Origin of the sequence: Vibrio sp. ABG19, assembly GCF_029962385.1 — a bacterium.
In the GTDB taxonomy this organism is placed as follows: Bacteria; Pseudomonadota; Gammaproteobacteria; order Enterobacterales; family Vibrionaceae; genus Vibrio; species Vibrio ostreae.
In genome coordinates this window covers 1,043,917-1,065,621 of the sequence record NZ_CP071708.1, presented here as the reverse complement: position 1 = coordinate 1,065,621, position 21,705 = coordinate 1,043,917, and the positions used below count along the sequence as shown (strand labels likewise).

Annotated in this window: 22 protein-coding genes; 14 read left to right on the top strand and 8 right to left on the bottom strand. The window is 54.3% G+C overall.

Annotated features, from left to right (window positions below; translation table 11 throughout):
- Nucleotides 1-51: 51 nt before the first annotated feature.
- From pckA to hslR, 3 genes are all read right to left on the bottom strand, one after another.
- On the bottom strand, nt 52-1,680 hold the full coding sequence (gene pckA, locus J0X00_RS11090) for a phosphoenolpyruvate carboxykinase (ATP) (protein ID WP_282478057.1): 1,629 nt from the start codon (nt 1,678-1,680) through the stop codon (nt 52-54).
- A 355-nt stretch (nt 1,681-2,035) separates the two neighbouring features.
- Entirely contained in the window at nt 2,036-2,926 is an 891-nt protein-coding gene (hslO, locus tag J0X00_RS11085; RefSeq protein WP_136485471.1) for an Hsp33 family molecular chaperone HslO, read from the bottom strand.
- A gap of 18 nt (nt 2,927-2,944) precedes the next feature.
- Nucleotides 2,945-3,331 (bottom strand): ribosome-associated heat shock protein Hsp15, encoded by a 387-nt coding sequence (gene hslR, locus J0X00_RS11080; protein ID WP_136485469.1) that lies wholly within the window; start codon nt 3,329-3,331, stop codon nt 2,945-2,947.
- Nucleotides 3,332-3,598: 267 nt separating this feature from the next.
- Between hslR and gspC the strand changes: the two genes are divergently transcribed.
- From gspC to J0X00_RS11020, 12 genes are read left to right on the top strand one after another with little or no spacing between them, the layout of a single operon-like run.
- Nucleotides 3,599-4,456, top strand: coding sequence for a type II secretion system protein GspC (gene gspC, locus J0X00_RS11075; RefSeq protein WP_282478287.1), 858 nt, complete (start codon nt 3,599-3,601; stop codon nt 4,454-4,456).
- Between the two features lie 35 nt (nt 4,457-4,491).
- Nucleotides 4,492-6,510 (top strand): type II secretion system secretin GspD, encoded by a 2,019-nt coding sequence (gene gspD / locus J0X00_RS11070; RefSeq protein ID WP_136485465.1) that lies wholly within the window; start codon nt 4,492-4,494, stop codon nt 6,508-6,510.
- Nucleotides 6,511-6,512: 2 nt separating this feature from the next.
- Complete coding sequence (gene gspE / locus J0X00_RS11065; protein WP_136485463.1) at nt 6,513-8,024, top strand: type II secretion system ATPase GspE; 1,512 nt, start codon at nt 6,513-6,515, stop codon at nt 8,022-8,024.
- The gene (gene gspF / locus J0X00_RS11060) at nt 8,024-9,247 is read left to right on the top strand and encodes a type II secretion system inner membrane protein GspF (protein ID WP_136485461.1); all 1,224 of its coding nucleotides are present in this window, start codon (nt 8,024-8,026) and stop codon (nt 9,245-9,247) included. Before gspE ends, gspF begins: the two co-directional genes overlap by 1 nt.
- A 36-nt stretch (nt 9,248-9,283) precedes the next feature.
- A complete protein-coding gene (gspG, locus tag J0X00_RS11055) occupies nt 9,284-9,727 on the top strand; it encodes a type II secretion system major pseudopilin GspG (RefSeq protein WP_136485459.1) in 444 nt (147 codons plus the stop codon).
- A 57-nt stretch (nt 9,728-9,784) separates the two neighbouring features.
- Nucleotides 9,785-10,366: a type II secretion system minor pseudopilin GspH gene (gene gspH, locus J0X00_RS11050; protein WP_136485457.1), complete on the top strand. Its 582-nt coding sequence runs from the start codon at nt 9,785-9,787 to the stop codon at nt 10,364-10,366.
- Nucleotides 10,353-10,709: a type II secretion system minor pseudopilin GspI gene (gene gspI / locus J0X00_RS11045; RefSeq protein WP_136485519.1), complete on the top strand. Its 357-nt coding sequence runs from the start codon at nt 10,353-10,355 to the stop codon at nt 10,707-10,709. Before gspH ends, gspI begins: the two co-directional genes overlap by 14 nt.
- Entirely contained in the window at nt 10,696-11,352 is a 657-nt protein-coding gene (gspJ, locus tag J0X00_RS11040; protein WP_282478056.1) for a type II secretion system minor pseudopilin GspJ, read from the top strand. The genes gspI and gspJ overlap by 14 nt, the downstream gene beginning before the upstream one ends.
- Nucleotides 11,345-12,358, top strand: coding sequence for a type II secretion system minor pseudopilin GspK (gene gspK, locus J0X00_RS11035; protein WP_136485453.1), 1,014 nt, complete (start codon nt 11,345-11,347; stop codon nt 12,356-12,358). Before gspJ ends, gspK begins: the two co-directional genes overlap by 8 nt.
- The gene (gspL, locus tag J0X00_RS11030; protein ID WP_136485451.1) at nt 12,327-13,538 is read left to right on the top strand and encodes a type II secretion system protein GspL; all 1,212 of its coding nucleotides are present in this window, start codon (nt 12,327-12,329) and stop codon (nt 13,536-13,538) included. The genes gspK and gspL overlap by 32 nt, the downstream gene beginning before the upstream one ends.
- Before the next feature lie 9 nt (nt 13,539-13,547).
- The gene (locus tag J0X00_RS11025) at nt 13,548-14,042 is read left to right on the top strand and encodes a type II secretion system protein M (RefSeq protein ID WP_282478055.1); all 495 of its coding nucleotides are present in this window, start codon (nt 13,548-13,550) and stop codon (nt 14,040-14,042) included.
- A complete protein-coding gene (locus J0X00_RS11020) occupies nt 14,042-14,800 on the top strand; it encodes a type II secretion system protein N (protein ID WP_282478054.1) in 759 nt (252 codons plus the stop codon). Before J0X00_RS11025 ends, J0X00_RS11020 begins: the two co-directional genes overlap by 1 nt.
- A gap of 84 nt (nt 14,801-14,884) precedes the next feature.
- Here J0X00_RS11020 and cysQ read toward each other — a convergent pair whose 3' ends face one another.
- From cysQ to J0X00_RS11000, 4 genes are all read right to left on the bottom strand, one after another.
- Nucleotides 14,885-15,712, bottom strand: coding sequence for a 3'(2'),5'-bisphosphate nucleotidase CysQ (cysQ, locus tag J0X00_RS11015; protein WP_136485445.1), 828 nt, complete (start codon nt 15,710-15,712; stop codon nt 14,885-14,887).
- 23 nt (nt 15,713-15,735) lie between these two features.
- A complete protein-coding gene (gene nudE, locus J0X00_RS11010) occupies nt 15,736-16,284 on the bottom strand; it encodes an ADP compounds hydrolase NudE (RefSeq protein WP_136485443.1) in 549 nt (182 codons plus the stop codon).
- Between the two features lie 145 nt (nt 16,285-16,429).
- Complete coding sequence (nfuA, locus tag J0X00_RS11005; protein ID WP_136485441.1) at nt 16,430-17,017, bottom strand: Fe-S biogenesis protein NfuA; 588 nt, start codon at nt 17,015-17,017, stop codon at nt 16,430-16,432.
- A gap of 98 nt (nt 17,018-17,115) precedes the next feature.
- The gene (locus J0X00_RS11000) at nt 17,116-17,817 is read right to left on the bottom strand and encodes a phosphoribosyltransferase family protein (RefSeq protein WP_136485439.1); all 702 of its coding nucleotides are present in this window, start codon (nt 17,815-17,817) and stop codon (nt 17,116-17,118) included.
- A gap of 87 nt (nt 17,818-17,904) precedes the next feature.
- Here J0X00_RS11000 and bioH point away from each other — a divergent pair, with 87 nt between their 5' ends.
- Nucleotides 17,905-18,675, top strand: a complete 771-nt coding sequence (gene bioH / locus J0X00_RS10995; protein ID WP_136485517.1) for a pimeloyl-ACP methyl ester esterase BioH — start codon at nt 17,905-17,907, stop codon at nt 18,673-18,675.
- A 129-nt stretch (nt 18,676-18,804) separates the two neighbouring features.
- Entirely contained in the window at nt 18,805-19,275 is a 471-nt protein-coding gene (locus J0X00_RS10990; protein ID WP_282478053.1) for an ATP-dependent Lon protease, read from the top strand.
- 80 nt (nt 19,276-19,355) lie between these two features.
- On the opposite strand, the gene J0X00_RS10985 is transcribed toward J0X00_RS10990, so the two are convergent.
- Nucleotides 19,356-21,662, bottom strand: coding sequence for a Tex family protein (locus J0X00_RS10985; protein WP_282478052.1), 2,307 nt, complete (start codon nt 21,660-21,662; stop codon nt 19,356-19,358).
- Nucleotides 21,663-21,705 lie beyond the last annotated feature (43 nt).

The following is a 21,705-nucleotide window of genomic DNA, read 5'->3' as shown; positions in this document are numbered from 1 at the left end:
CTTCAACAAAAAAAGCCCCTCAAAAGAGGGGCTTGTTGGCAAGTTTTGGTTTCAGTCCAGCTGAGGGCCGGCGGAAACCAGCGCTTTGCCTTCGGCATTATCCGTGTACTTGGCAAAGTTATTGATAAAGCGGGTCGCCAGATCCTGGGCTTTGCTTTCCCATTGCAGCGGATCGGTGTAGGTATCACGTGGATCAAGGATGGAAGCATCGACGCCTGGCAGCGAGGTTGGTACCTCAAGGTTAAAGATAGGCACCTGTTTGGTTTCTGCCTGCTCAATTGAGCCATCCAGAATGGCGTCAATAATGCCACGGGTATCTTTGATCGAAATACGCTTACCAGTGCCGTTCCAGCCGGTGTTAACCAGATAAGCTTCTGCGCCTGCTGCTTCCATGCGTTTGACCAGCACTTCAGCGTATTGGGTCGGATGCAGGGTCAGGAAAGCCGCACCGAAACAGGCCGAGAAGGTCGGTGTCGGTTCAGTGATGCCACGTTCAGTACCGGCCAGCTTGGCGGTAAAGCCGGACAGGAAGTGGTACTTGGTCTGTTCCGGGGTCAGTTTGGATACCGGAGGCAGTACGCCAAACGCATCGGCCGACAGGAAAATCACTTTGTTCGCGTGGCCGCCTTTGGAAACCGGTTTAACGACGTTATCGATATGGTAAATCGGGTAGGAAACTCGGGTATTCTCGGTTTTCGAACCGTCATCGAAGTCGATTGAACCGTCACCACGCACGGTGACGTTTTCCAGCAGAGCGTCGCGGCGGATGGCATTGTAAATATCCGGTTCCGCTTCTTTGGACAGCTTGATGGTTTTTGCGTAGCAACCGCCTTCAAAGTTGAAGACGCCATCGTCATCCCAGCCGTGTTCGTCATCGCCAATCAGCGCGCGCTTAGGATCGGTGGACAGGGTGGTTTTACCGGTGCCGGACAGACCAAAGAAGACCGCCACGTCACCATCCTGGCTCATGTTGGCACTGCAGTGCATTGAGGCGATGCCTTGCAGCGGCAGGAAGTAGTTCATCATCGCGAACATCCCTTTTTTCATCTCGCCGCCATACCAGGTGCCGCCGATGAGCTGCATTTTTTCGCTCAGGTTGAATACAGTGAAGTTCTCAGAGTTTAGCCCTTGCTGCTGCCAGTTCGGGTTGGTGCATTTGGCGCCGTTCATGACGACAAAATCTGGTTTAAAGTCCGCCAGCTCATCTTTGGCCGGGCGGATGAACATATTGGTCACGAAGTGGGCCTGCCAGGCTACCTCGGTAATAAAGCGCACACACAGGCGGGTATCGGCGTTGGCGCCACAGTAGCCGTCGACCACAAACAGGCGTTTGCCTGACAACTGCTGGCTGACCAGAGATTTCAGGTCATTCCATACCGCCTGGCTAATCGGTTTATTGTCGTTTTTGGCTTGGTCAGAAGTCCACCATAAGGTGTCGCGGGTGGTGTCGTCATTAACGATGAATTTATCTTTTGGTGAGCGGCCAGTGAAGATGCCGGTGTCTACTGCCACGGCCCCCAGTTCGGTGACCACGCCTTTCTCGTAGCCTTCCAGATCCGGACGGGTTTCTTCTTCAAATAGTAACTCGTAACTCGGGTTACGAATGACTTCGCTGACATCGGTGATGCCGTATTGGGTAAGATCAAGTCGTGCAGCCTTTGTTTGTTCGATAACAGTCATAGGTGCTCCTTATCGGGAATTTGTAGGGATTTTTATAATGTTTGTATTTTTTCTGCTCACCATGCTAGCAACGGGGTCGGGAAAAAACAGGGAGATGGGTCAAAAATTAACCATGCCTGATTTGTGGTTTTAGGTAACCTGTCACATATTGCTGGCGGGCTTATTTTATATTGCGTTTTGGCGTCAGTACCAGAGCAAAACGATTATTAATTCGCGGAAATTAAGTCGGGTGTTCTACAGGGGAGTATGTTGATTTTTTTGGGTTTTTATGGGTTTTTATGGGTTTTGATCACAAAAAAAGCCAGCATGAAGCTGGCTGTAAGACTGTGTTGACGTGCTTGTTAATTCACAAGAATTAATGCTTGGTCTGAGAACCTGAATCCTGCTGGGCGAACAATTCAAACACTTGAGTGGAATCAAATGAGTAGGTGGTACCGCAGTAATCACAATGCAGGTTCACCGCGCCGTCTTCGGCCAGAATTTGGTTCAGCTCATCACGGGCGACGGTAATAATGGCTGCTGCACTGCGTTCACGGGAGCAACCACACAGGAATTCGACGGCCTGAGGTTCAAACAGCTGGACTTTTTCCTGGTTGTACAGACGGTAGAGTACTTCGTTCGCTTCCAGGCTGAACAGCTCTTCATTTTTCACGGTCGCAGTCAGTTGCGCCAGGTGATCGAAGTCGTCGGCGGAGCCGGTACCGTCAGGCATGATTTGCAGCAGCATGCCGGCAGCGTGCAGTTTGCCGTCCAGCTGACCGGTGCGGATCCACAGGCGGGTCTTCAGCTGCTCTGAGCGCATGAAATAAGCTTCCAGTACTTCAGCCAGATTATCTCCTTCCAGACCAACCACCCCCTGATAGCGTTCGCCTTTCTTCGGCTCGATAGTGATCACCAGATGGCCTTTGCCCATCAGATCATGCAGGCTGGCATCGTCGGCAATCTCACCGTCCCAGCGCGCTACGCCGCGAACTTTCTGGTTATTGTCACCATTGATGACGGCCAGAGAGACCGGGCCGTCACCTTGCAGTTGCATGGTGATCGAACCTTCAAATTTCAGGGTCGCAGTCAACAGCGTGGTTGCGACTAGCAGTTCGCCCAGTAACTGTTGCAGCGGAGCTGGGTATTCCTTGCTGCTGATAATATGCTGATACGTGTCGTCCAGTTGTACCAACTCGCCACGTACCGACAGATCGTCAAACAGGTAGCGGTGTAATGTGTTTTTAGACTTTGAGCTTGTCGTCATAAGGAATAGTCCGGCTCGTTATTGATGTTTAAATTTCAGCAGATCGCGACGCTGTTTCTTATCCGGGCGGCGATCCGGTGCTGGATTGTGGGCATTCAGCTTGCGTGCCAGTGCCTGCTTTTCACGTTTCTCAACACTGTCAGTGGTTTCTGAATAAAGGGTCTGTGCCTCGGGGGCTCCTCGTCTTTGATCGGAAACTCTTTCGATAACAACGGTTTTCTCTTCGTTGCCCTGACGCAAGGTGATGATTGCACCGAGTTCAACCAGCTTGCTGGGTTTGGTTCGTTGGCCATTATAGTGAACTTTGCCACCATCGACCATATTCCGCGCCACTGAGCGGGTTTTATAAAATCGCGCGGCCCATAACCATTTATCGAGACGCACTGCTTCAGATGGGGAACTCATGCTGGCAAATTACCTCTAAATTCATTATTTTGCTGCGTTAATGTGGTTTACAATGGAGTCTGCGTCACAGTTTTTCAAGTTTGCGGACAATTTTAACCTAACTGAAAAGAAGTGTTCCTCGGTTGTGATATATTGCTATATTTTATTTAAAGCCCTGAAATACAAGGCTCCGACTAATAAAAAAACATGACGTTAGCGTTTAAAACGGAACCAAAGGACACCGAAGTGGAGCGTATCAGTTTTCAACCGCTGGCATCCGTCAACTGGATGCAGCGCCTTTCCGGCTGGCAAAAGCCGCTGAGTGTTTGGCTGGCAGTGCTGTGTATTGCGCTTTCCGCCTGGATTGTCGGCAAGATGGTGTGGATGTTTTACGGTGAGCAAACCGCCGTGTCAGCCTGGGCACCCTCTGTGACTGCGCGCCAGACCAATCAAACTCATTTTGACCTCACGAACCTGCAACAAGGTGCTATTTTTGGCCGCTATAGCGAGAAAGTGGCGCCGGTGGCCATACCGGTCAAAGTCGACGCGCCGAAAACCCGTCTTAACCTTGTGCTGGTGGGGGTGGTGGCCAGTTCTGAACCAACCCAGAGCCTTGCGGTCATAGCTAACCGTGGCCAGCAGTCGACCTACGGCTTGAACGAGGTGATTGAAGGTACCCGGGTTAAGCTGAAAGCCGTTTTGCCGGATCGTGTCATTATTGATAATTCTGGTCGTAACGAGACCCTGATGTTGGAAGGGTTGGACTATTCTAAATTGAATACGGCCCAGCCAGAGCGACGTGCGCGTAATAGCGCTGAGACCGGCGCCAACGATCAGGAAGACAAACTGGCAGCCATTCGCGCTGCAGTGGCGAACAATCCCAGTGAGATCTTCCAGTATGTGACGATGTCGCAGGTTAAGCAGGATGATCAAATTTTGGGATATCGTGTCAGCCCGGGTAAAGATCGGGCGCTGTTTGAAGCCGTCGGGCTGCAAAATGGCGACATTGCCACCCAAATTAATGGTCTGGATCTGACCGATCCGGATGTGATGAGCAAACTTTTTGAGTCCGTGTCTGATTTGACCGAGCTTAACCTGACCGTAGAACGAGATGGACAGCAACATGACATCTATATTCAGTTTTAATTTTCACCTTTGTGTAAAGGTTGAGGGAGTATCCCGTGAAGCATTGGCTTAACAAAAGTGCGTGGCTGCTCGCCATGAGTCTGGCGGCATCGCCAATGGCACTGGCAAATGAATTCAGTGCCAGTTTTAAGGGCACTGATATTCAGGAATTCATCAACATCGTCGGTCGCAATCTCGAAAAAACCATTATTGTTGACCCTTCTGTCCGCGGCAAAGTCGATGTGCGCAGTTATGACACCCTGAATGAAGAGCAGTACTACAGCTTTTTTCTCAATGTACTGGAAGTGTACGGGTTTGCCGTGATTGAGATGGACAACGGTGTGCTGAAAGTCGTCAAGTCGAAAGACGCCAAAACCTCTGCCATTCCGGTGCTGGGGGACAGTGACCGCATGGATGGCGACAGCGTTATCACGCAGGTCGTGGCGGTAAAGAACGTCTCGGTGCGCGAATTGTCACCGCTGTTGCGCCAGCTGATTGATAACGCGGGTGCCGGTAACGTGGTGCATTATGACCCGGCCAACATCATTCTGATCACCGGCCGTGCTGCGGTGGTCAACCGTCTGGCAGACATCATTCGCCGGGTCGATCAGGCCGGTGACAAAGATATTGAAGTGGTGGAGCTGAAAAATGCGTCTGCCGCTGAAATGGTGCGTATTGTCGAGGCGCTGAATAAAGCGAATGACACTAAAAATACGCCTGAATTCCTGCAGCCAAAGTTTGTGGCGGACGAGCGTACCAACTCAATTCTTATTTCCGGTGACCCGAAAGTACGCCAGCGCCTCAAACGTCTGATCAACAAGCTCGACGTCGAGATGGCCACCAAAGGCAACAATCGGGTGGTGTACCTCAAATACGCCAAAGCTGAAGACATGGTCGATGTGCTGAAAGGAGTCTCGGAAAACCTGGTAGCGGAGAAGAAAAGTGGCCAGCCGGGCGCTTCTGCCAAGCGGGATGATGTGATGATTGCCGCGCATGCCGATACCAACGCGATCGTACTGACCGCACCACAGGACATTATGAGTGAATTGCTGGATGTGATTTCACAACTCGATATCCGCCGAGCTCAGGTGCTGATTGAAGCGCTGATTGTGGAAATGTCGGAAGCGGATGGTATCAACCTCGGCGTACAGTGGGGCTCACTGGAGAGTGGTTCGGCGATTCAGTTCAGCAACAGCGGCGCCTCGATTGGTAATGTGATGGTGGGGCTGGAAGAGGCTAAGGATCAAACGACAACAGAATACTACTACGATGGCAATGGTAACCGTGTGCCTTACTCGGTGACCGAGTCTGGTGACTATTCAACCCTGGCATCGGCCTTGTCCGGCGTGAATGGTGCGGCGGTGAGCGTGCTGATGGGTGACTGGACCGCGCTGATTAATGCCGTGGCGAGCACATCGAACACTAATATCCTCTCTTCGCCAAGCATCACTGTGATGGATAACGGCGAAGCGTCATTTATTGTCGGTGAAGAAGTGCCGGTAATTACCGGCTCGACGGCGGGTTCGAATAATGATAATCCGTTCCAGACCGTGGATCGTAAAGAAGTGGGTATCAAACTTAAAGTGGTGCCGCAAATCAACGAAGGCGACTCGGTGCAGCTGTCGATTGAACAGGAAGTGTCGAACGTGCTGGGTGCGAACGGCGCGGTCGATGTGCGCTTTGCCAAACGTCAGCTCAATACCTCGGTGATGGTGCAGGATGGCCAGATGCTGGTGCTGGGTGGTCTGATTGATGAGCGGACCGCCGAAAGTGAATCGAAAGTACCGCTGCTGGGCGATATCCCGATTCTTGGCCAGTTGTTTACTTCCACCAGTACTCAGGTTGAAAAACGTAACCTGATGGTGTTCATCAAGCCGACCATTATCCGTACCGGCATGACGGCTGACGGCGTGACCCAGCGTAAATATAACTACATTCGCGCTGAGCAGTTATTTAAAGCCGATAAAGGGCTGAAACTGATGGATGACAACAATATTCCGGTGCTGCCGAAATATGGTCAGGATCGTCTGCATCCGCCGGAAATTCAGGCCTTTTTAGAACAAATGGAAGAGTAATCATGACGGATGTTGTGGTAGCGCAGGCGGCGCGTAATCTGGTGCGCCGCTTACCGTTCAGTTTCTCTAACCGCTTCAAACTGGTGCTGGAATGGCATGACAGCCAGGACACTCCCACCGTGTATTATGTTGCGCCGCTGTCGATGACCTCGCTGGCGGAAGTGCGCCGGGTGATTAAAGGCCGCCTCAATCTGATTGAACTGCAGCCGAATGAGTTTGAAAGTAAACTGACTCAGGTCTATCAGCGTGATTCTTCCGAGGCGCGGCAGCTGATGGAAGATATCGGTGCGGACAGCGATGACTTTTTCTCGATTGCTGAGGAGTTACCGCAAAACGAAGACCTGCTGGAATCCGAAGATGATGCGCCAATCATCAAGCTGATCAACGCCATGCTTGGCGAAGCGATCAAAGAGGGGGCGTCGGATATTCATATCGAGACCTTCGAGAAAGAGTTGTCGATTCGTTTCCGGGTCGATGGAGTGCTGCGTGAGGTTTTGTCGCCGAGCCGTAAACTGGCGCCGCTGCTGGTGTCACGGGTGAAAGTGATGGCCAAACTGGACATTGCCGAAAAACGTGTGCCGCAGGACGGGCGGATTTCGCTGCGTATCGGTGGCCGTTCGGTGGATGTGCGGGTGTCGACCATGCCGTCGTCGCACGGCGAACGAGTGGTGATGCGTCTGCTGGATAAAAATGCCACCCGGCTTGATCTGCACAGTCTGGGGATGACGGAATATAACCACGACCATTTCCGTCATCTGATTCAGCGCCCGCACGGGATTTTGCTGGTGACCGGACCGACCGGATCAGGTAAATCAACCACCTTGTATGCCGGGTTACAGGAGCTCAACAGCAATGAGCGCAACATTCTGACGGTGGAAGACCCGATCGAGTTCGATATCGAAGGTATCGGCCAGACTCAGGTCAACCCGAAAGTGGACATGACCTTCGCCCGTGGTTTGCGTGCGATTTTACGTCAGGACCCGGATGTGGTGATGGTGGGCGAGATTCGTGACCTGGAAACGGCGCAGATCGCCGTGCAGGCCTCCTTGACCGGCCACCTGGTGATGTCAACCCTGCACACCAATACTGCGATTGGCGCCGTGACTCGTCTGCGTGATATGGGGATTGAGCCTTTCCTGATCTCCTCTTCGCTGCTTGGTGTACTGGCACAGCGTCTGGTGCGCACCTTGTGTCCGGAGTGTAAAGAAGCGTATCAACCGAACAAAGAGCAGCGTAAGTTGTTCGCACTGGACGACGCTGAACCACTGACGCTGTATAAAGCGCATGGCTGTGACAAGTGTAACTTCAAAGGTTACCGTGGCCGGACCGGGATTCATGAGCTGGTGTTGATTGATGATGAGCTGCAGGCGTTGATTCACGCCGAAGCCGGTGAGCAGGAAATCGAGAAACGGGTCCGTATCAGTACACCGAGTATTCGTCAGGATGGCTTGGATAAAGTCCGGCGTGGGATTACCTCGCTGGAAGAAGTGATGCGAGTCACCAAGGAGTCCTGATGGCGGCGTTTGAATATAAAGCGCTGGATGAGCGTGGCCGGCACAAAAAAGGGGTCCTGGAAGGGGATAATGCCCGCCAGGTGCGTCAGCGTCTCAAAGAGCAGGGGCTGGTGCCGGTGGAAGTGGTGGAAACCCGTGCCAGGGCCGCGAAATCGCAAAGCAGCGGGCTTGGGTTTTCCCAGCGTGGTATCAGCACGCCGGATCTGGCGCTGTTGACCCGTCAGTTATCGACGCTGGTGCAATCCGGCATGCCGCTGGAGGAGTGTTTGCGCGCGGTATCCGAGCAGTCGGAAAAGCCGCGCATTCGTAATATGCTCGCCGCGGTGCGCTCCAAAGTGACCGAAGGTTACACTCTGGCGGACAGTATGGCCGATTACCCGCATATTTTTGACGATCTGTTCCGCTCTATGGTGGCGGCCGGAGAAAAGTCCGGCCACCTGGATGCGGTGCTGGAACGTCTGGCCGATTATGCGGAAAACCGCCAGAAAATGCGCTCTAAACTGCTGCAGGCGATGCTGTATCCGATAGTGCTGGTCGTATTTGCGGTTGGCATTGTGGCCTTCCTGCTGGCCGCTGTGGTACCTAAGATTGTCGGTCAGTTTGTCCAGATGGGGCAGGAGCTGCCAAAATCGACCCAGTTCCTGCTCTCGTCCAGTGACTTTATCCAGCATTGGGGGTTGCAGCTGGTGGTGCTATTCGTGTTGCTGGTGTATCTGGTGCGCTGGTTGCTGAGCAAACCAGATCTGCGCCTGCGCTGGGATCAGCGCGTGATTCATATGCCGCTGGTGGGAAAAATCTCGCGTGGCCTCAATACTTCGCGTTTTGCCCGGACTTTGTCTATCTGTACCTCGAGCGCAATTCCGATTCTGGACGGAATGCGGGTCGCGGTGGATGTGATGTCCAATCAATACGTCAAGCAACAGGTGCGTCTGGCGGCAGAAAATGTGCGCGAAGGTGCCAGCCTGCGCAAAGCACTTGATCAAACCAAACTCTTCCCGCCGATGATGCTGCATATGATCGCCAGTGGTGAACAGAGCGGCGAACTGGAAAGCATGCTGACCCGCGCCGCAGATAACCAGGACAACAGTTTTGAAGCGACGGTTAATATTGCGCTGGGCATTTTTACCCCGGCGCTGATTGCGTTGATGGCGGGTCTGGTGCTGTTCATCGTAATGGCTACTCTGATGCCTATCCTGGAAATGAATAATTTGATGAGCCGCTGATTTGGCTCACTTCGTCTTGAGTAACATGGAGTCTCTATGAACAAAAAAGTAAACAAACAGTCCGGTTTTACCCTGCTGGAAGTGATGGTTGTGGTCGTTATTCTGGGTATTCTGGCCAGCTTTGTGGTGCCTAACCTGCTCGGCAACAAAGAAAAAGCCGACCAACAGAAAGCGATCACAGACATTGTCGCGCTGGAAAATGCCCTCGATATGTACAAGCTGGATAACAATGTCTATCCGACCACTGATCAGGGGCTGGATGCGCTGGTCACTATGCCAGGCAGCCCTGAGCCACGTAATTACCGCGCCGGTGGTTACATCAAACGTCTGCCAAAAGACCCTTGGGGTAACGATTACCAATACCTGAGCCCGGGTGATAAAGCCACGATTGATGTGTTCACCTTAGGTGCGGATGGTCAGGAAGGCGGTGAAGGTACGGCCGTCGATATCGGTAACTGGAATCTGCAGGATTTTCAGTAACAGGTTAACGGTGGCGCTTGGCGCCACCTTTTATTGAATTCAGGTCTGGCTGTTGTGATGAAGCGCAAACATGGTTTTACTCTGTTGGAAATAATGCTGGTGTTAGTGCTGCTTTCCGTCAGTGCGGTGGCCGTGATCGCCACTCTGCCGGTCAGACATGATGATGAGATTAAAGAAGTGGCGCAGAGTATTTTTCAGCGTCTGCAACTGCTCAATGAGGAAGCCATCCTCAGCGGCCGTGATTACGGGCTGCGCATTGATGAGCAGGCACGCACACTGCGTTTTTTAAGCCTGGAACAGACAGGCTGGCAAAAATTGGATAAAAACGGCATCGCCGCGGATCTGCAGCTAGAGGAGGGACTGGCGCTGCAGTATCAAGCCGGTGGCGATGTCTGGCAGGATGAAGACCGCTTGTTTAAGCCGGGCTCTCTGTTTGATGAAGAGATGTTTGCTGAGCAGGATGGCGAGCACAAGCAGCGTCCGCCCCAGGTCTTTATCTTATCCAGCGGCGAACTGACCCCGTTTACGCTGGATATTTACGTGCAGAATGCAAGTGTTGAGCGTGGATGGCAGGTGCAGGTACAAGATAATGGTCAGATCACTCTGCTGGCACCGGGAGAACATGATGAGGCGCGCTGAGCGGGGCTTTACGCTGCTGGAAGTGCTGGTTGCGCTGGCCATCTTTGCCACTGCCGCATTGAGTGTGATGCGCGCCGTGACCCAGCACATCAATACCATCAGTTATCTGGAAGAGAAAACGTTCGCCGCTATGGTGGTGGATAACCAGACCGCCAAGGTGTTTTTGAGTGAACAGACACCTCGGGCGCAAAACGGCAGCGAAGAGCTGGCCGGACGTACCTGGTACTGGAAAGTCGCGCCGGTGAAAACGGCCAATGATGTCCTGGCAGCATTTGATGTCAGTGCGGCGACCGAGAAGAACGGCGCGCCGGTGGTGACGGTAAGAAGTTATGTTGCAAAGTAAATATGGTTCATTGAGACGAGTTGCACGCCGCCGCGGTTTTACCCTGATTGAAGTGCTGGTCGCCATGGCGATTTTTGCCAGCCTCAGTCTGGCGGCCTATCAGGTGCTCAATCAGGTGCAACGCAGCAATGCCCTGTCCGCGGAACGAGAAGCGCGTCTGAGCGAAGTGCAGCGTGCGATCGTCATGATGGATGCGGATTTTCGTCAGATGGCGTTGCGTCATTTCCGCCATAACGGGGAAGCGCCCGCTGAGCGTATGTTGCTCTGGAGCGATTATCTGAACGACTCTGACAGTAAGGGGGTGATGTTTATCCGCCTCGGCTGGCATAACCCGGAGCAGCAATTCCCGCGTGGAGAAGTGGCCAAGGTAGGCTATCGTTTAAAAGAAGGTGTGTTGGAGCGCCTTTATTGGCGCTATCCGGATACCACGGTCTCTGAGCCTGCGGTGGTGATGCCTGTGCTGACTCAGGTTGAATCCTGGTCGCTGCGTTTTTACGCCGAGGGCGGCTGGCGTGATACATGGGAGTCGGATCAGGCGTTGCCGAAAGCAGTGGAAGTGACACTGACATTGCAGGATTACGGTCAGATTCAACGAATTTATCTTACCACCGGCGCATCACTGGGAGAGGGCGGGAATGGCTAAATCTCAACAGCGCGGTGTGGCTCTGATCATCGTTTTGCTGCTGCTGGCGATCATGGTGTCGATTGCCGCGACCATGTCGCAGCGGATGTTTACCCAGTTTCAGCGTGCCAGTCATCAGCTCAATTACCAACAGGCGTACTGGTACAGTATCGGGGTTGAAGGGCTGGCCAAAGCGGCCATCGAGCAGAGCTATAAAGACAGTGATGTCGTCAGCCTCAATCAACCCTGGTCACAGCGCGATCGCAGTTATCCGCTCGACTACGGTCAGGTGACCGGCAGTATCGTCGACAAGCAGGCCTGCTTTAACATCAATGCGTTTGCCGGTCTGGCGCCGGTCGCAGCGCAGACCACGACACCGTATGTGTATCGGGTGTGGCGCGCCTTGCTCGATGAGCTCGATGTTGACAGCTATCAGGCCGAAAACATTGCCGACGGCACCTGGGAGTTTCTTGATGCCAATGATTCGGTCAACACCGCGAGCGGGGTGGAAGACAGTTATTATGAATCAGTGTCGCCGGCCTATATGGCCCCCAATGGTATACTGGCTGACGTCAGTGAATTACGTGCGGTGCACGAAGTCAGTGGCGAAGTGATGCAGAGTCTGCAGCCCTATGTCTGTGCGTTACCGGTGCAGGACTGGCGTTTGAATATTAATACGCTGCAACCTGAGCAGGCTAAACTGCTGGCCGCCATGTTCAGCCCGAACCTGAGTGAGTCCAATGCGCGTACTGTGCTGGAAGGACGGCCCTATGACGGCTGGAGCAGTATCGAAGATTTTATGGCTGAGGCGCCTATCGCCGCGGTTGATGAGAGTGTGCGGGAACAGGCACGCGGTTATCTGAGTATCGACAGCCACTATTTTGAGCTGGATGCGAACATTCAGGTCGAGCAATCCCGGGTGCGTATCCGCAGTCTGTTTTTTAGTAGTAATTTAGAAACTGCAACGGTTATTCGCCGTCGCTTTGGAGGAATCAGTGAGCGAGTTTCTGACCGTTCGGCTGAGTAGTCAAAAAGAAGCCACCATTCCCTGGCTGGTGTGGTCAACTGACCAGCAGGCAGTGATTGCCAGTGGTGAAATTGCGGGCCTGGATCAGCTCGAAGATCTGGCACCTTATGCGGCCCAGCGTCCGACACTGTTACTGTTGTCGGCCAGCGATGTGGTGCTGACTCAGGTTGCTATTCCGTCGGGTGCCAGTCGCCAGCTTGAGTCGATGCTGCCTTATCTGGTGGAAGAGGAAATTGCCCAGGATGTGGATGAAATGCATTTCACCATTCTGGCGAAAAGTGGCGGAGTGGCTCAGGTTGCCGGTGTCGATCGCCAGTGGCTGCGTTCGTGCCTCGATTCGCTGCGCGCACTGCAGTTTGATGTGCGCCGGGTTGTCCCGGATGTGCTGGCTATTCCTCACTCTGAAGGGCTGAGCGCGCTGCAAATCGGTGACGAGTGGCTGGTACGTAAAAGTGAGTTTTCCGGCCTGAGTATCGACGTGCAGTGGTTGCCACTGTTTAGTCAGTCGCAGTGGGTACGTGACGGCGAAAACTGGTTAGCTCTGAACGCTTACACACCGTTGCCGGAGCTGCAGCTGGCTGAGGGGCAGGAGTGGCATAACCAGCCGGCAGCGTTGGTGATGCAGTTGCTGACCGAACAGGCGCTCAGTCACAAAATCAACCTGCTCAGTGGTGAGTTTAAAACCAAGTCATCCTGGAACAAGTACTGGCAAGTGTGGCGTAAAGCCGCGATTGCGGCCGGTTTGCTGGTGGTGGTCAGCACCGGTTATCAGCTGGTACAGGCCAATCAGTATGAAAGTACCGCTCAAAGTTATCGCGCTGAAAGTGAACGCATTTTTCGCTCCATTTTTCCTGACAAACAGCGCATCCCGACCGTGAGCTATCTGAAGCGCCAGATGAGCGATGAAGTGGCGCTGCTGTCGGGTGGCGGGGGCGGGGAGCATGTGTTGTCCTGGCTGGATAAATTGCCGGAAACGCTACGCAATGTCAGCGCCATGCAGGTACAGAGCCTGCGCTTTGACGGGAATCGCGGTGAAGTGCGTCTGGAGGCGGTCAGCAAAGATTTTCAGACCTTCGAACAGGCACGGGTACAGCTCGAAGAGCACTTCTCGGTTGAGCAGGGCCAGCTGAGCCGCAATGGCGAACAGGTGGTGGGTTCGTATGTACTCACACGCAAATAGGGACAGAGCATGAAGAATTTACTCAACCCGGCGCAGGCATGGTGGAGCTCGATCAGTCAGCGTGAACAGCGTCTGGTGCTGGTGTGCGGCGGACTGCTGTTGCTTGGTCTGGTGTATTGGGGGGGGGTGCAGCCACTGCAGCAACGCAGTGAAAACGCCCGGACCCGCATTCAGTCGGAGCAGCAGTTGCTGCAGTGGGTCAAATCGACCGCCGATGACATTATCACCCTGCGTCGTCAGGGCGGCGTGGTGCGCACCAATCAGCCGTTCAACCAGGTGATTGCCAGCTCGACGCGGGATTTCAATATTGAGCTGATCCGGGTGCAGCCGCGCGGAGAAATGATGCAGGTCTGGGTTCAGCCGTTGCCATTTTCTCAGTTGGTGGCCTGGATAAACTTCCTGCGTGAGAAGCAGGGGATTGATGTCGAATTTATGGATCTGGACCGCGGCGCAGCGCCGGGTCTGGTTGAAGTCAAACGCTTGCAGTTAAAACGAGGCGGATAATGAAAGGTGTGATTGGATACGTCAGCGTATTTGTGGTGGTGGTGCTGATTAGTGCGCTTGTCCATATCCCGGCCTCGTTGGTGGTCAAATACGCGCCGCTGCCACGTGCTCTGCAATTGCAGGGCGTCAGCGGTACTCTGTGGCAGGGCAGTGCGGAGCAGGTCAGCTGGCAGCGTAATAAACTGGGCGCCGTGCAGTGGAACTGGCAATGGTCGGCTTTGCTGGGGGCGAAAGCTCAGGCTGCGGTGCGTTTTGGCCGTGGCAGTGATCTGGAGATGCGCGGTAAAGGTGTGATCGGCTATGGTCTGAGTGGCGCTTTTGCCCGTGATCTCGTGGTGTCTATGCCCGCTCAGCAAGTGGTGCAAACACTGCAGCTGCCTGTGCCTGTCACGGCGCAAGGTCAGGTCGAACTGACGGTACGTGATTTCCAGTACGGGCAACCGTGGTGCAGCGCCGCCAGTGGTAATCTGGTCTGGACACCGAGTCAGATTGGTTCACCGCTCGGTGAGCTGCAACTGGATCGTGTGATGGCTGATGTGCAGTGTCAGGATAACGTCGTGACAGTCAATGGCAACCAGAATAGTGCCCAGGTCAGTGCAGAATTTTCTGCAGAGCTTAACGCGGCACGTCGTTATCAGGCTAAGGGCTGGTTTAAGCCCGGGGCAGAATTTCCGCCGCGTCTGAGCGAGCAGCTTAATCTGCTGCCACGTCCCGATGGGCAGGGGCGTTATCAGTTTACCCGCCAGGGCAGGCTGTAACTATGTCTCACGGTGGTGAGTGACCAAATCAGCAAGGGCGAGTCAGAACTCGCCCTTTTTTATTTTTGGCAACGCAGTGCGCACTCAGTCTTTGATTTGCAGAATCTGATCCCACGGCAGGTCAGCGTCACCGAGTACGATAAAGTTAGGATTTTCCAGCGTATCGCGCTCGTTGTAGGACAATGGCTCAAGCTGAGTACTGAGAATACGTCCGCCAGCTTCTTCGACAATGCATTGAGTGGCCGCAGTATCCCATTCCCCGGTCGGCCCCAGGCGCAGATAACAGTCTACGGCGCCCTCGGCGACCAGACAGGCTTTCAGTGCGGCCGAGCCGAGTGGTACCAGCTCATAGTTCCACTGGCTGCTCAGGCGCTTGGTGATGCGGTTGATGTCCTGACGGCGGCTGATGGCCATCGCGATCGGCTGTCCCGGCAGTTCATGTTTGTGTGAGCGGATACGCAGGCTGTCTGACATGTCCGGGATCTTCCACGCCCCTTTGCCAGCATAAGCGTAGTAAATCACGCCGGACACCGGGCCGTACACCACGCCCATCACCGGACGATTATGCTCGACCAGAGCAATAATTGTGGCAAAGTCGCCGCTGCGGGCAATGAATTCCTGGGTGCCGTCGAGCGGGTCAACCAGCCAGTAGCGTTGCCAGGTTTCACGGGTGGTCAGACTGATGTTCGCCGCTTCTTCCGACAGAACCGGGATGTCCGGGGTCAGTTCCGACAAACGTTCAGTGATCAGTTTATGCGCAGCTAAGTCGGCGCTGGTGACCGGGGTCTCGTCACTCTTGGTGAATGCTTCGTACGATTTGTTTTCGTAGATGTCGAGGATAAGTTGTCCAGCTGAACGTGCAATACTGATCACGTCAGGCAGCAGATGGGAGAGATCTTTCGCGGTTGGCATACGCTTTCCTATAACTCTGCGGGTCAGGATTTCAGATGACGCAGTGCCAGCAGCAGGGCGGTAATGCTGCGGGCTTCGCTGAAATCTAAATGGGTCAGCAACTCTTCGGCCTGCTCAAGCGGCCAGCGCACCAGTTCCAGCGGTTCCGGTTCGTCGCCATCCAACTGTTCTGAGTATAGATCCTGCGCAATGAAGAGTGTCATGCGGCTGGAAAAATAAGAGGGAGCCAGGATAACCTCTTTGAGCGCAATTAACTCGCGGGCACCAAAACCGATCTCTTCTTTCAGCTCGCGTACCGCCGCCTGTTGCGGGGTTTCACCCGGATCGATCAGGCCTTTGGGAAAACCGAGTTCATAGTTTTCGGTACCGGCGGCGTATTCCCGGATTAACAGCAGGTCACCTTGCTCGGTCACCGGCACCATCATCACTGCGTTGCGGCCGCTCGGTTTCATCCGTTCATAAGTGCGTTGCTCACCATTAGAAAAACGGAGATCCAGGGCTTCAATCGAGAACAGCTTTGACCTGGCCACTGTACTCTTGGCCAGAATCTCCGGTAATAATTTGGATGGCATACGCTAACTCCTTCGCTTTCAAACGTTTCTTACTATATGAGAAAATTCTGCAGCTGAAAATGTTCTGTTTTAACAGGCGGCCAGATTGGTGTGAATAAAAAGAAAAAAAGCTGATGCACGGCATCAGCTTTTGATAATGGGTTGCTTAGTAGTAAGAGTGCTCACCACGGTCATGCTCAGTCTGGTCACGCACCGCAGTCAGTTCACCTTCAAACTGAGCCAGCAGTTCTTTTTCGATGCCTTCTTTTAGCGTCACATCCACCATAGAGCAGCCGTTACACCCGCCGCCGAATTGCACCAGCGCAACGCCGTCGTCAGAGATTTCGATCAAACGTACGTGACCGCCGTGACCGGCAAGTTGTGGGTTAACCTGGGTTTGAATCGCATATTCAACACGTTCCATCAGCGATGCGTCATCAGACACTTTACGCATTTTGGCGTTAGGTGCTTTCAGGGTCAGTTGTGAGCCCATTTTATCGGTGACAAAATCGATCTCTGCCTCATCCAGGAACGGCAGGCTCAATTCATCGATGTACGCGGAAAAGGCGCTGTATTTGATCTCTGTATCAGTGGCTTCTACTGCTTCTGGTGGACAGTAAGAGACGCCACACTCTGCATTCTGCGTTCCCGGGTTTACCACGAAGACGCGGATGTTGGTGCCTTCCGGTTGCTGAGCCAGAAGCTTGGCAAAGTGAGACTGGGCGTTTTCTGTAATAGTAATAGTATTTGACACGACGAATACCTGAGTAAATTTGTAGGCTATTTAGTCACCATTCTACTCCTGTCGAGCCGAGGATCCAGCCCTTTTTACTGACGCTTTTTGCATCAGATTCAGCTTCCCGGCTCAGGAGTACGGCATATACAGTAAATATCAAGCCTTTTGACCCCCACATCAAGCAGTAAATTGCATAATTGCCGCATGGTACTGCCCGTGGTGACCACATCGTCGACGATAGCAATATGGCGACTGGCTGGTGGTTCACTGAGGCGGAATGCCTGAGTCAGGTTACGGGTGCGTTCGCGTTTATTCAGTCCCTGCTGCATGGCGGTGGCGCGTACCCGTTGCAACAGCTGCGGCTGGTAATGACACTGCAGTGCTTGACTCAGCGCCCGCGCCAGCAGATCACTCTGATTGAAACCACGCAGCCAGTAACGGCGCCAGTGCAGGGGCACTGAAGTGAGAAGCGGAGCCGGATCCGTGATGCGTGTTGCCAGTAAACCGGCCAGTGACGGTGCCTGCCAGAACTGACGCTGATACTTGAGTTTATGCACCGCCTGACTGAGTGGAAAACGGTAATCCCCGAGACAAATCAGGCGTTGCCAGGGCGGTGGCGAGCGCAGGCATTCACCGCATTGTGTGACCGGCATCGGGCTTGGCAGTCCGCAGCGCTCGCATCGCGGTTGCGGCGTATACCACTCGAGGCAGGCGGCGCATAAGCCGTGCGTATCCTGCTTGGCCAGCGGCAGGCGGCACAGCGGGCAGGCCGGAGCCAGCCAGGAAAGCATGGTTTTTTGAAGCTGATTCGCTAACATAGGATCTTCTTAAATGGCAGCCGTGGGGTTGATTGTGACCGGTTGGGCTGCCTGGTGAGCATGGAATGAGTAGGAGAAAGTGTGACTATGGCGGCAGACTTGTATTGGCAGGTAAGTGGTAGCGGTCCGGATCTGGTGTTGGTGCATGGCTGGGGCATGAACGGGGCTGTGTGGCAACAGACCGAGCAGCGTCTGGCGCAGCATTTCACTGTCCATGTGGTGGATTTACCCGGCTACGGTCACAGTGCGCATCTGCATGCTGACAGCCTGGAAGCGATTGCCCGGCTGTTGATTCTTAAGGCCCCCAGACAGGCGATTTGGGTTGGCTGGTCGCTGGGCGGATTGGTGGCCACGCATATGGCACTGCATCACAGCGATTATGTCGCGAAACTGGTCACAGTCGCATCGTCACCTAAGTTTGCGGCTGAGCGGCCATGGCGCGGTATTCAGCCCCAGGTCCTGAGCGCGTTTACCGATCAACTGGTGGAAGACTTCCATGCCACCATTGAACGTTTTATGGCGTTGCAAGCCATGGGCAGCCCTTCCGCGCGGCAGGATGTCAAAACCCTCAAGCAGGCGGTGTTATCGCGTCCGACCCCGAATCCGGATTCGCTGCTGGCCGGGTTGCAGATGCTGGCGGACGTCGATCTGCGTGAGCAACTGGCGCATATTTCCGTGCCGTTGCTGCGTCTCTATGGCCGCCTCGATGGATTGGTGCCGGTCAAAGTTGCCCACGATCTTGCGCAGGTGGTGCCACACAGCCAGCAATATATCTTCACAGAATCGTCCCATGCGCCGTTTATGACCGAATTTGATGCGTTTTGTCAGCAACTGGTTGCGTTTGGCGGGCCAAAGTAACGGATGTGGATGATTTTTGGCCCGGACGGACAAATAAGACTAAATTTTGTCCTGTTCTGGCCGATATAAAATCAGGCCCGGGTAGCAGCGAATTGCAACGGGCCGGGCGATACTGAGGAGGTTTCGGCTATGATTGTGTCACCGACCAATGTCGGCGTGCCACTCATCGCCCCATCAGTGAACGTTCCGACAGAACAGGTTGCGCGCGATAACCGCGCCCGTGAACCTGTGACGCCGACCGTAGCGCTGACCAAAACCCACGCTGAACGTAAGATTAAAGCAGATGACAAACGACGCAGAGACTCATCCTGGGATCCGGCCGAACATCCGGGCTATGAACTGGATGCGGAGGATGGGGTCGCTTGGGAGGGCGATGATCAACCGTCCAGTGAACTGGAACGACTGTTCGGATTGCTGGCATTAGCCAGCTACAGTGAAGCGCAGGGCAAGGGTTATGCGATGCGGTTTCGCCTGCCGAAACGCGTCATTGATGAAGCGATAACTGAGGGCAAAATGGCGCAGCGCCGCACCGTGATTAAATACCACTACGGTCAGGCTGTGGCGCCCAATACACCGTCAGAAGTGATTGCAGTCCTGTAGTGATCGCGTCAGTGATGAGACTGAAATAAAAATCCCCGCCCGGTAGCCCGGACGGGGATTTTTTCTGTGCGAGTAAAGGCTTATTTCTTGGCTTTGGCAAAAGCTGCGGCAAACGCCCCGCTCATCGCTCCGCCGGACTGTGTTTCCTCGCGGCGGCGTGGTTTACGTTCTGCGTTTGGTGCGCTGGCGCGCGCGCCACGGCTCTCCTGACCCGGTTCATCGTTAAGACGCATGGACAGGGCGATTCGCTTACGCTGCACATCCACTTCCATCACTTTGACTTTGACGATATCGCCGGCTTTGACCACTTCACGCGGGTCAGAAACAAAACGGTCGGTCAGGGCAGAAATGTGTACCAGGCCATCCTGATGGACACCGATATCGACAAATGCGCCGAAGTTGGCCACGTTGGAAACCACGCCTTCCAGTACCATGCCGACTTCAAGATCGGACACCTGATTGACGCCGTCGGCGAACGTGGCGGTTTTAAATTCCGGGCGTGGGTCACGGCCGGGTTTATCCAGTTCTTTAATGATGTCGGTTACGGTCGGCACGCCGAAATGTTGGTCGGTGTAATCAACTGCGCGCAGACCACGCAGAAATTCACTGTTACCGATCAGCGTCTTAATCTGCTGCTGATTCTTTTCGGCGATCGCTTTGACGACCGGGTAGGCTTCCGGGTGCACCGCAGAACCGTCGAGCGGATTCTTGCCGTGCATGATACGCAGGAAACCGGCACACTGTTCAAATGCTTTGGGCCCCAGACGGGCGACTTTTTTCAGCGCGGTACGCGATTCAAAGCGGCCGTTTTCATCGCGATAATCGACGATATTCTGCGCCAGAGTACTCGACAGGCCCGCGACGCGGGTTAGCAGAGCCGGGGAGGCGGTGTTAACATCGACACCGACGGCGTTCACACAGTCTTCCACCACCGCATCAAGACGTTTGGCGAGCAGAGTCTGGCTGACATCGTGCTGGTACTGACCAACCCCGATTGATTTCGGGTCAATTTTAACCAGCTCGGCGAGCGGATCCTGCAGACGACGTGCGATAGACACGGCGCCGCGTAGTGAGACATCCAGGTTCGGAAACTCTTTCGCGGCCAGTTCAGAGGCCGAGTAGACCGACGCCCCAGCTTCGCTGACCATGATCTTCTGCACTTTGAGGTTGCCACGCTTAATCAGATCCGCGGCGAAGGCATCGGTTTCGCGCGAAGCGGTACCGTTACCGATCGCAATCAGATCGACATTGTGCTGTTTGACCAGCGCGGCCACGCTCGCCATGGCGCGATCGTACTGGTTTTGTGGCTGGTGCGGATAGATGGTATCGGTCGCCAGGACTTTGCCGGTGGCATCTACCACGGCCACTTTACAGCCGGTACGCAGGCCCGGATCCAGACCCAGAGTCGCACGCGGGCCTGCCGGTGCTGCCATCAGCAGGTCTTTAAGGTTAGTGGCGAACACTTCAATGGCTTCGATTTCAGCGCGCTCTTTCATCGCACTCATCAGCTCGGTTTCCATATGCATCGATACTTTGATGCGCCATGACCAGCTGATGACCTGCTTGCGCCACGCGTCCGCAGCCGCCTGGCTGAGATGAATGCCGTAATGCTCGGCGATCAGGGTTTCGCAGTACGACTGGCGTACACCCTCTTCCTGCTCCGGATCCGCATTGAGGGTCAGGGTCAGAAAGCCTTCGTTGCGGCCACGCAGCATCGCCAGAGCGCGATGGGAAGGTGCCTTACTGATCGGCTCCTGATGGGCAAAGTAGTCTTTAAACTTCTCTCCGTCGCGCTCTTTACCTTCGACCACGCGCGCCACGATATGAGCGTTACGGTTGAGGTGCTGACGAATCTTTTCCAGCAAATCTGCATCTTCGGCGATACGTTCCATGATGATAGCGCGTGCGCCATCCAGCGCCGCTTTGCTGTCTTCGATGCCGTGTTGCGCAGCAAGATATTTGCCTGCTTCCAGCTCCGGATCGGTGTGCGGATGATGCCACAAGGTATCCGCCAGAGGCTCCAGACCGGCTTCAATCGCGATCTGGCCTTTGGTGCGGCGCTTCGGTTTATACGGCAGATACAAGTCTTCGAGACGGGTTTTGCTGTCGGCATCAATAATCGCCTGCTCCAGTTCCGCAGTGAGTTTACCCTGGTCCTGAATCGATTTGAGGATGGTTTGACGGCGGTCGTCCATTTCACGCAGGTAGGACAAGCGGCTGTCCAGGGTGCGCAGTTGAGTGTCATCCAGCCCGCCGGTGACTTCTTTACGGTAGCGGGCGATGAATGGCACTGTGTTGCCGTCGTCAATCAGTTTGACGGCGGCGATGACTTGCTCTGAGCGAACGTTCAGCTCTTGGGCAATCGAATGACAGATAGCTAAGCTCATGGTTGGTATCACTTGTTACAACAGACTTCTTGATGTGGGGACA

Excerpts from the sequence above, each read along its gene's own strand:
- pckA (WP_282478057.1), bottom strand. The coding sequence starts at position 1,680 with ATGACTGTTATCGAACAAACAAAGGCTGCACGACTTGATCTTACCCAA.
- hslO (WP_136485471.1), bottom strand. The coding sequence starts at position 2,926 with ATGACGACAAGCTCAAAGTCTAAAAACACATTACACCGCTACCTGTTT.
- hslR (WP_136485469.1), bottom strand. The coding sequence starts at position 3,331 with ATGAGTTCCCCATCTGAAGCAGTGCGTCTCGATAAATGGTTATGGGCC.
- gspC (WP_282478287.1), top strand. The coding sequence starts at position 3,599 with ATGCAGCGCCTTTCCGGCTGGCAAAAGCCGCTGAGTGTTTGGCTGGCA.
- gspE (WP_136485463.1), top strand. The coding sequence starts at position 6,513 with ATGACGGATGTTGTGGTAGCGCAGGCGGCGCGTAATCTGGTGCGCCGC.
- gspF (WP_136485461.1), top strand. The coding sequence starts at position 8,024 with ATGGCGGCGTTTGAATATAAAGCGCTGGATGAGCGTGGCCGGCACAAA.
- gspG (WP_136485459.1), top strand. The coding sequence starts at position 9,284 with ATGAACAAAAAAGTAAACAAACAGTCCGGTTTTACCCTGCTGGAAGTG.
- gspH (WP_136485457.1), top strand. The coding sequence starts at position 9,785 with ATGAAGCGCAAACATGGTTTTACTCTGTTGGAAATAATGCTGGTGTTA.
- gspI (WP_136485519.1), top strand. The coding sequence starts at position 10,353 with ATGAGGCGCGCTGAGCGGGGCTTTACGCTGCTGGAAGTGCTGGTTGCG.
- gspJ (WP_282478056.1), top strand. The coding sequence starts at position 10,696 with ATGTTGCAAAGTAAATATGGTTCATTGAGACGAGTTGCACGCCGCCGC.
- gspK (WP_136485453.1), top strand. The coding sequence starts at position 11,345 with ATGGCTAAATCTCAACAGCGCGGTGTGGCTCTGATCATCGTTTTGCTG.
- J0X00_RS11025 (WP_282478055.1), top strand. The coding sequence starts at position 13,548 with ATGAAGAATTTACTCAACCCGGCGCAGGCATGGTGGAGCTCGATCAGT.
- J0X00_RS11020 (WP_282478054.1), top strand. The coding sequence starts at position 14,042 with ATGAAAGGTGTGATTGGATACGTCAGCGTATTTGTGGTGGTGGTGCTG.
- cysQ (WP_136485445.1), bottom strand. The coding sequence starts at position 15,712 with ATGCCAACCGCGAAAGATCTCTCCCATCTGCTGCCTGACGTGATCAGT.
- nudE (WP_136485443.1), bottom strand. The coding sequence starts at position 16,284 with ATGCCATCCAAATTATTACCGGAGATTCTGGCCAAGAGTACAGTGGCC.
- J0X00_RS11000 (WP_136485439.1), bottom strand. The coding sequence starts at position 17,817 with ATGTTAGCGAATCAGCTTCAAAAAACCATGCTTTCCTGGCTGGCTCCG.
- bioH (WP_136485517.1), top strand. The coding sequence starts at position 17,905 with ATGGCGGCAGACTTGTATTGGCAGGTAAGTGGTAGCGGTCCGGATCTG.
- J0X00_RS10990 (WP_282478053.1), top strand. The coding sequence starts at position 18,805 with ATGATTGTGTCACCGACCAATGTCGGCGTGCCACTCATCGCCCCATCA.
- J0X00_RS10985 (WP_282478052.1), bottom strand. The coding sequence starts at position 21,662 with ATGAGCTTAGCTATCTGTCATTCGATTGCCCAAGAGCTGAACGTTCGC.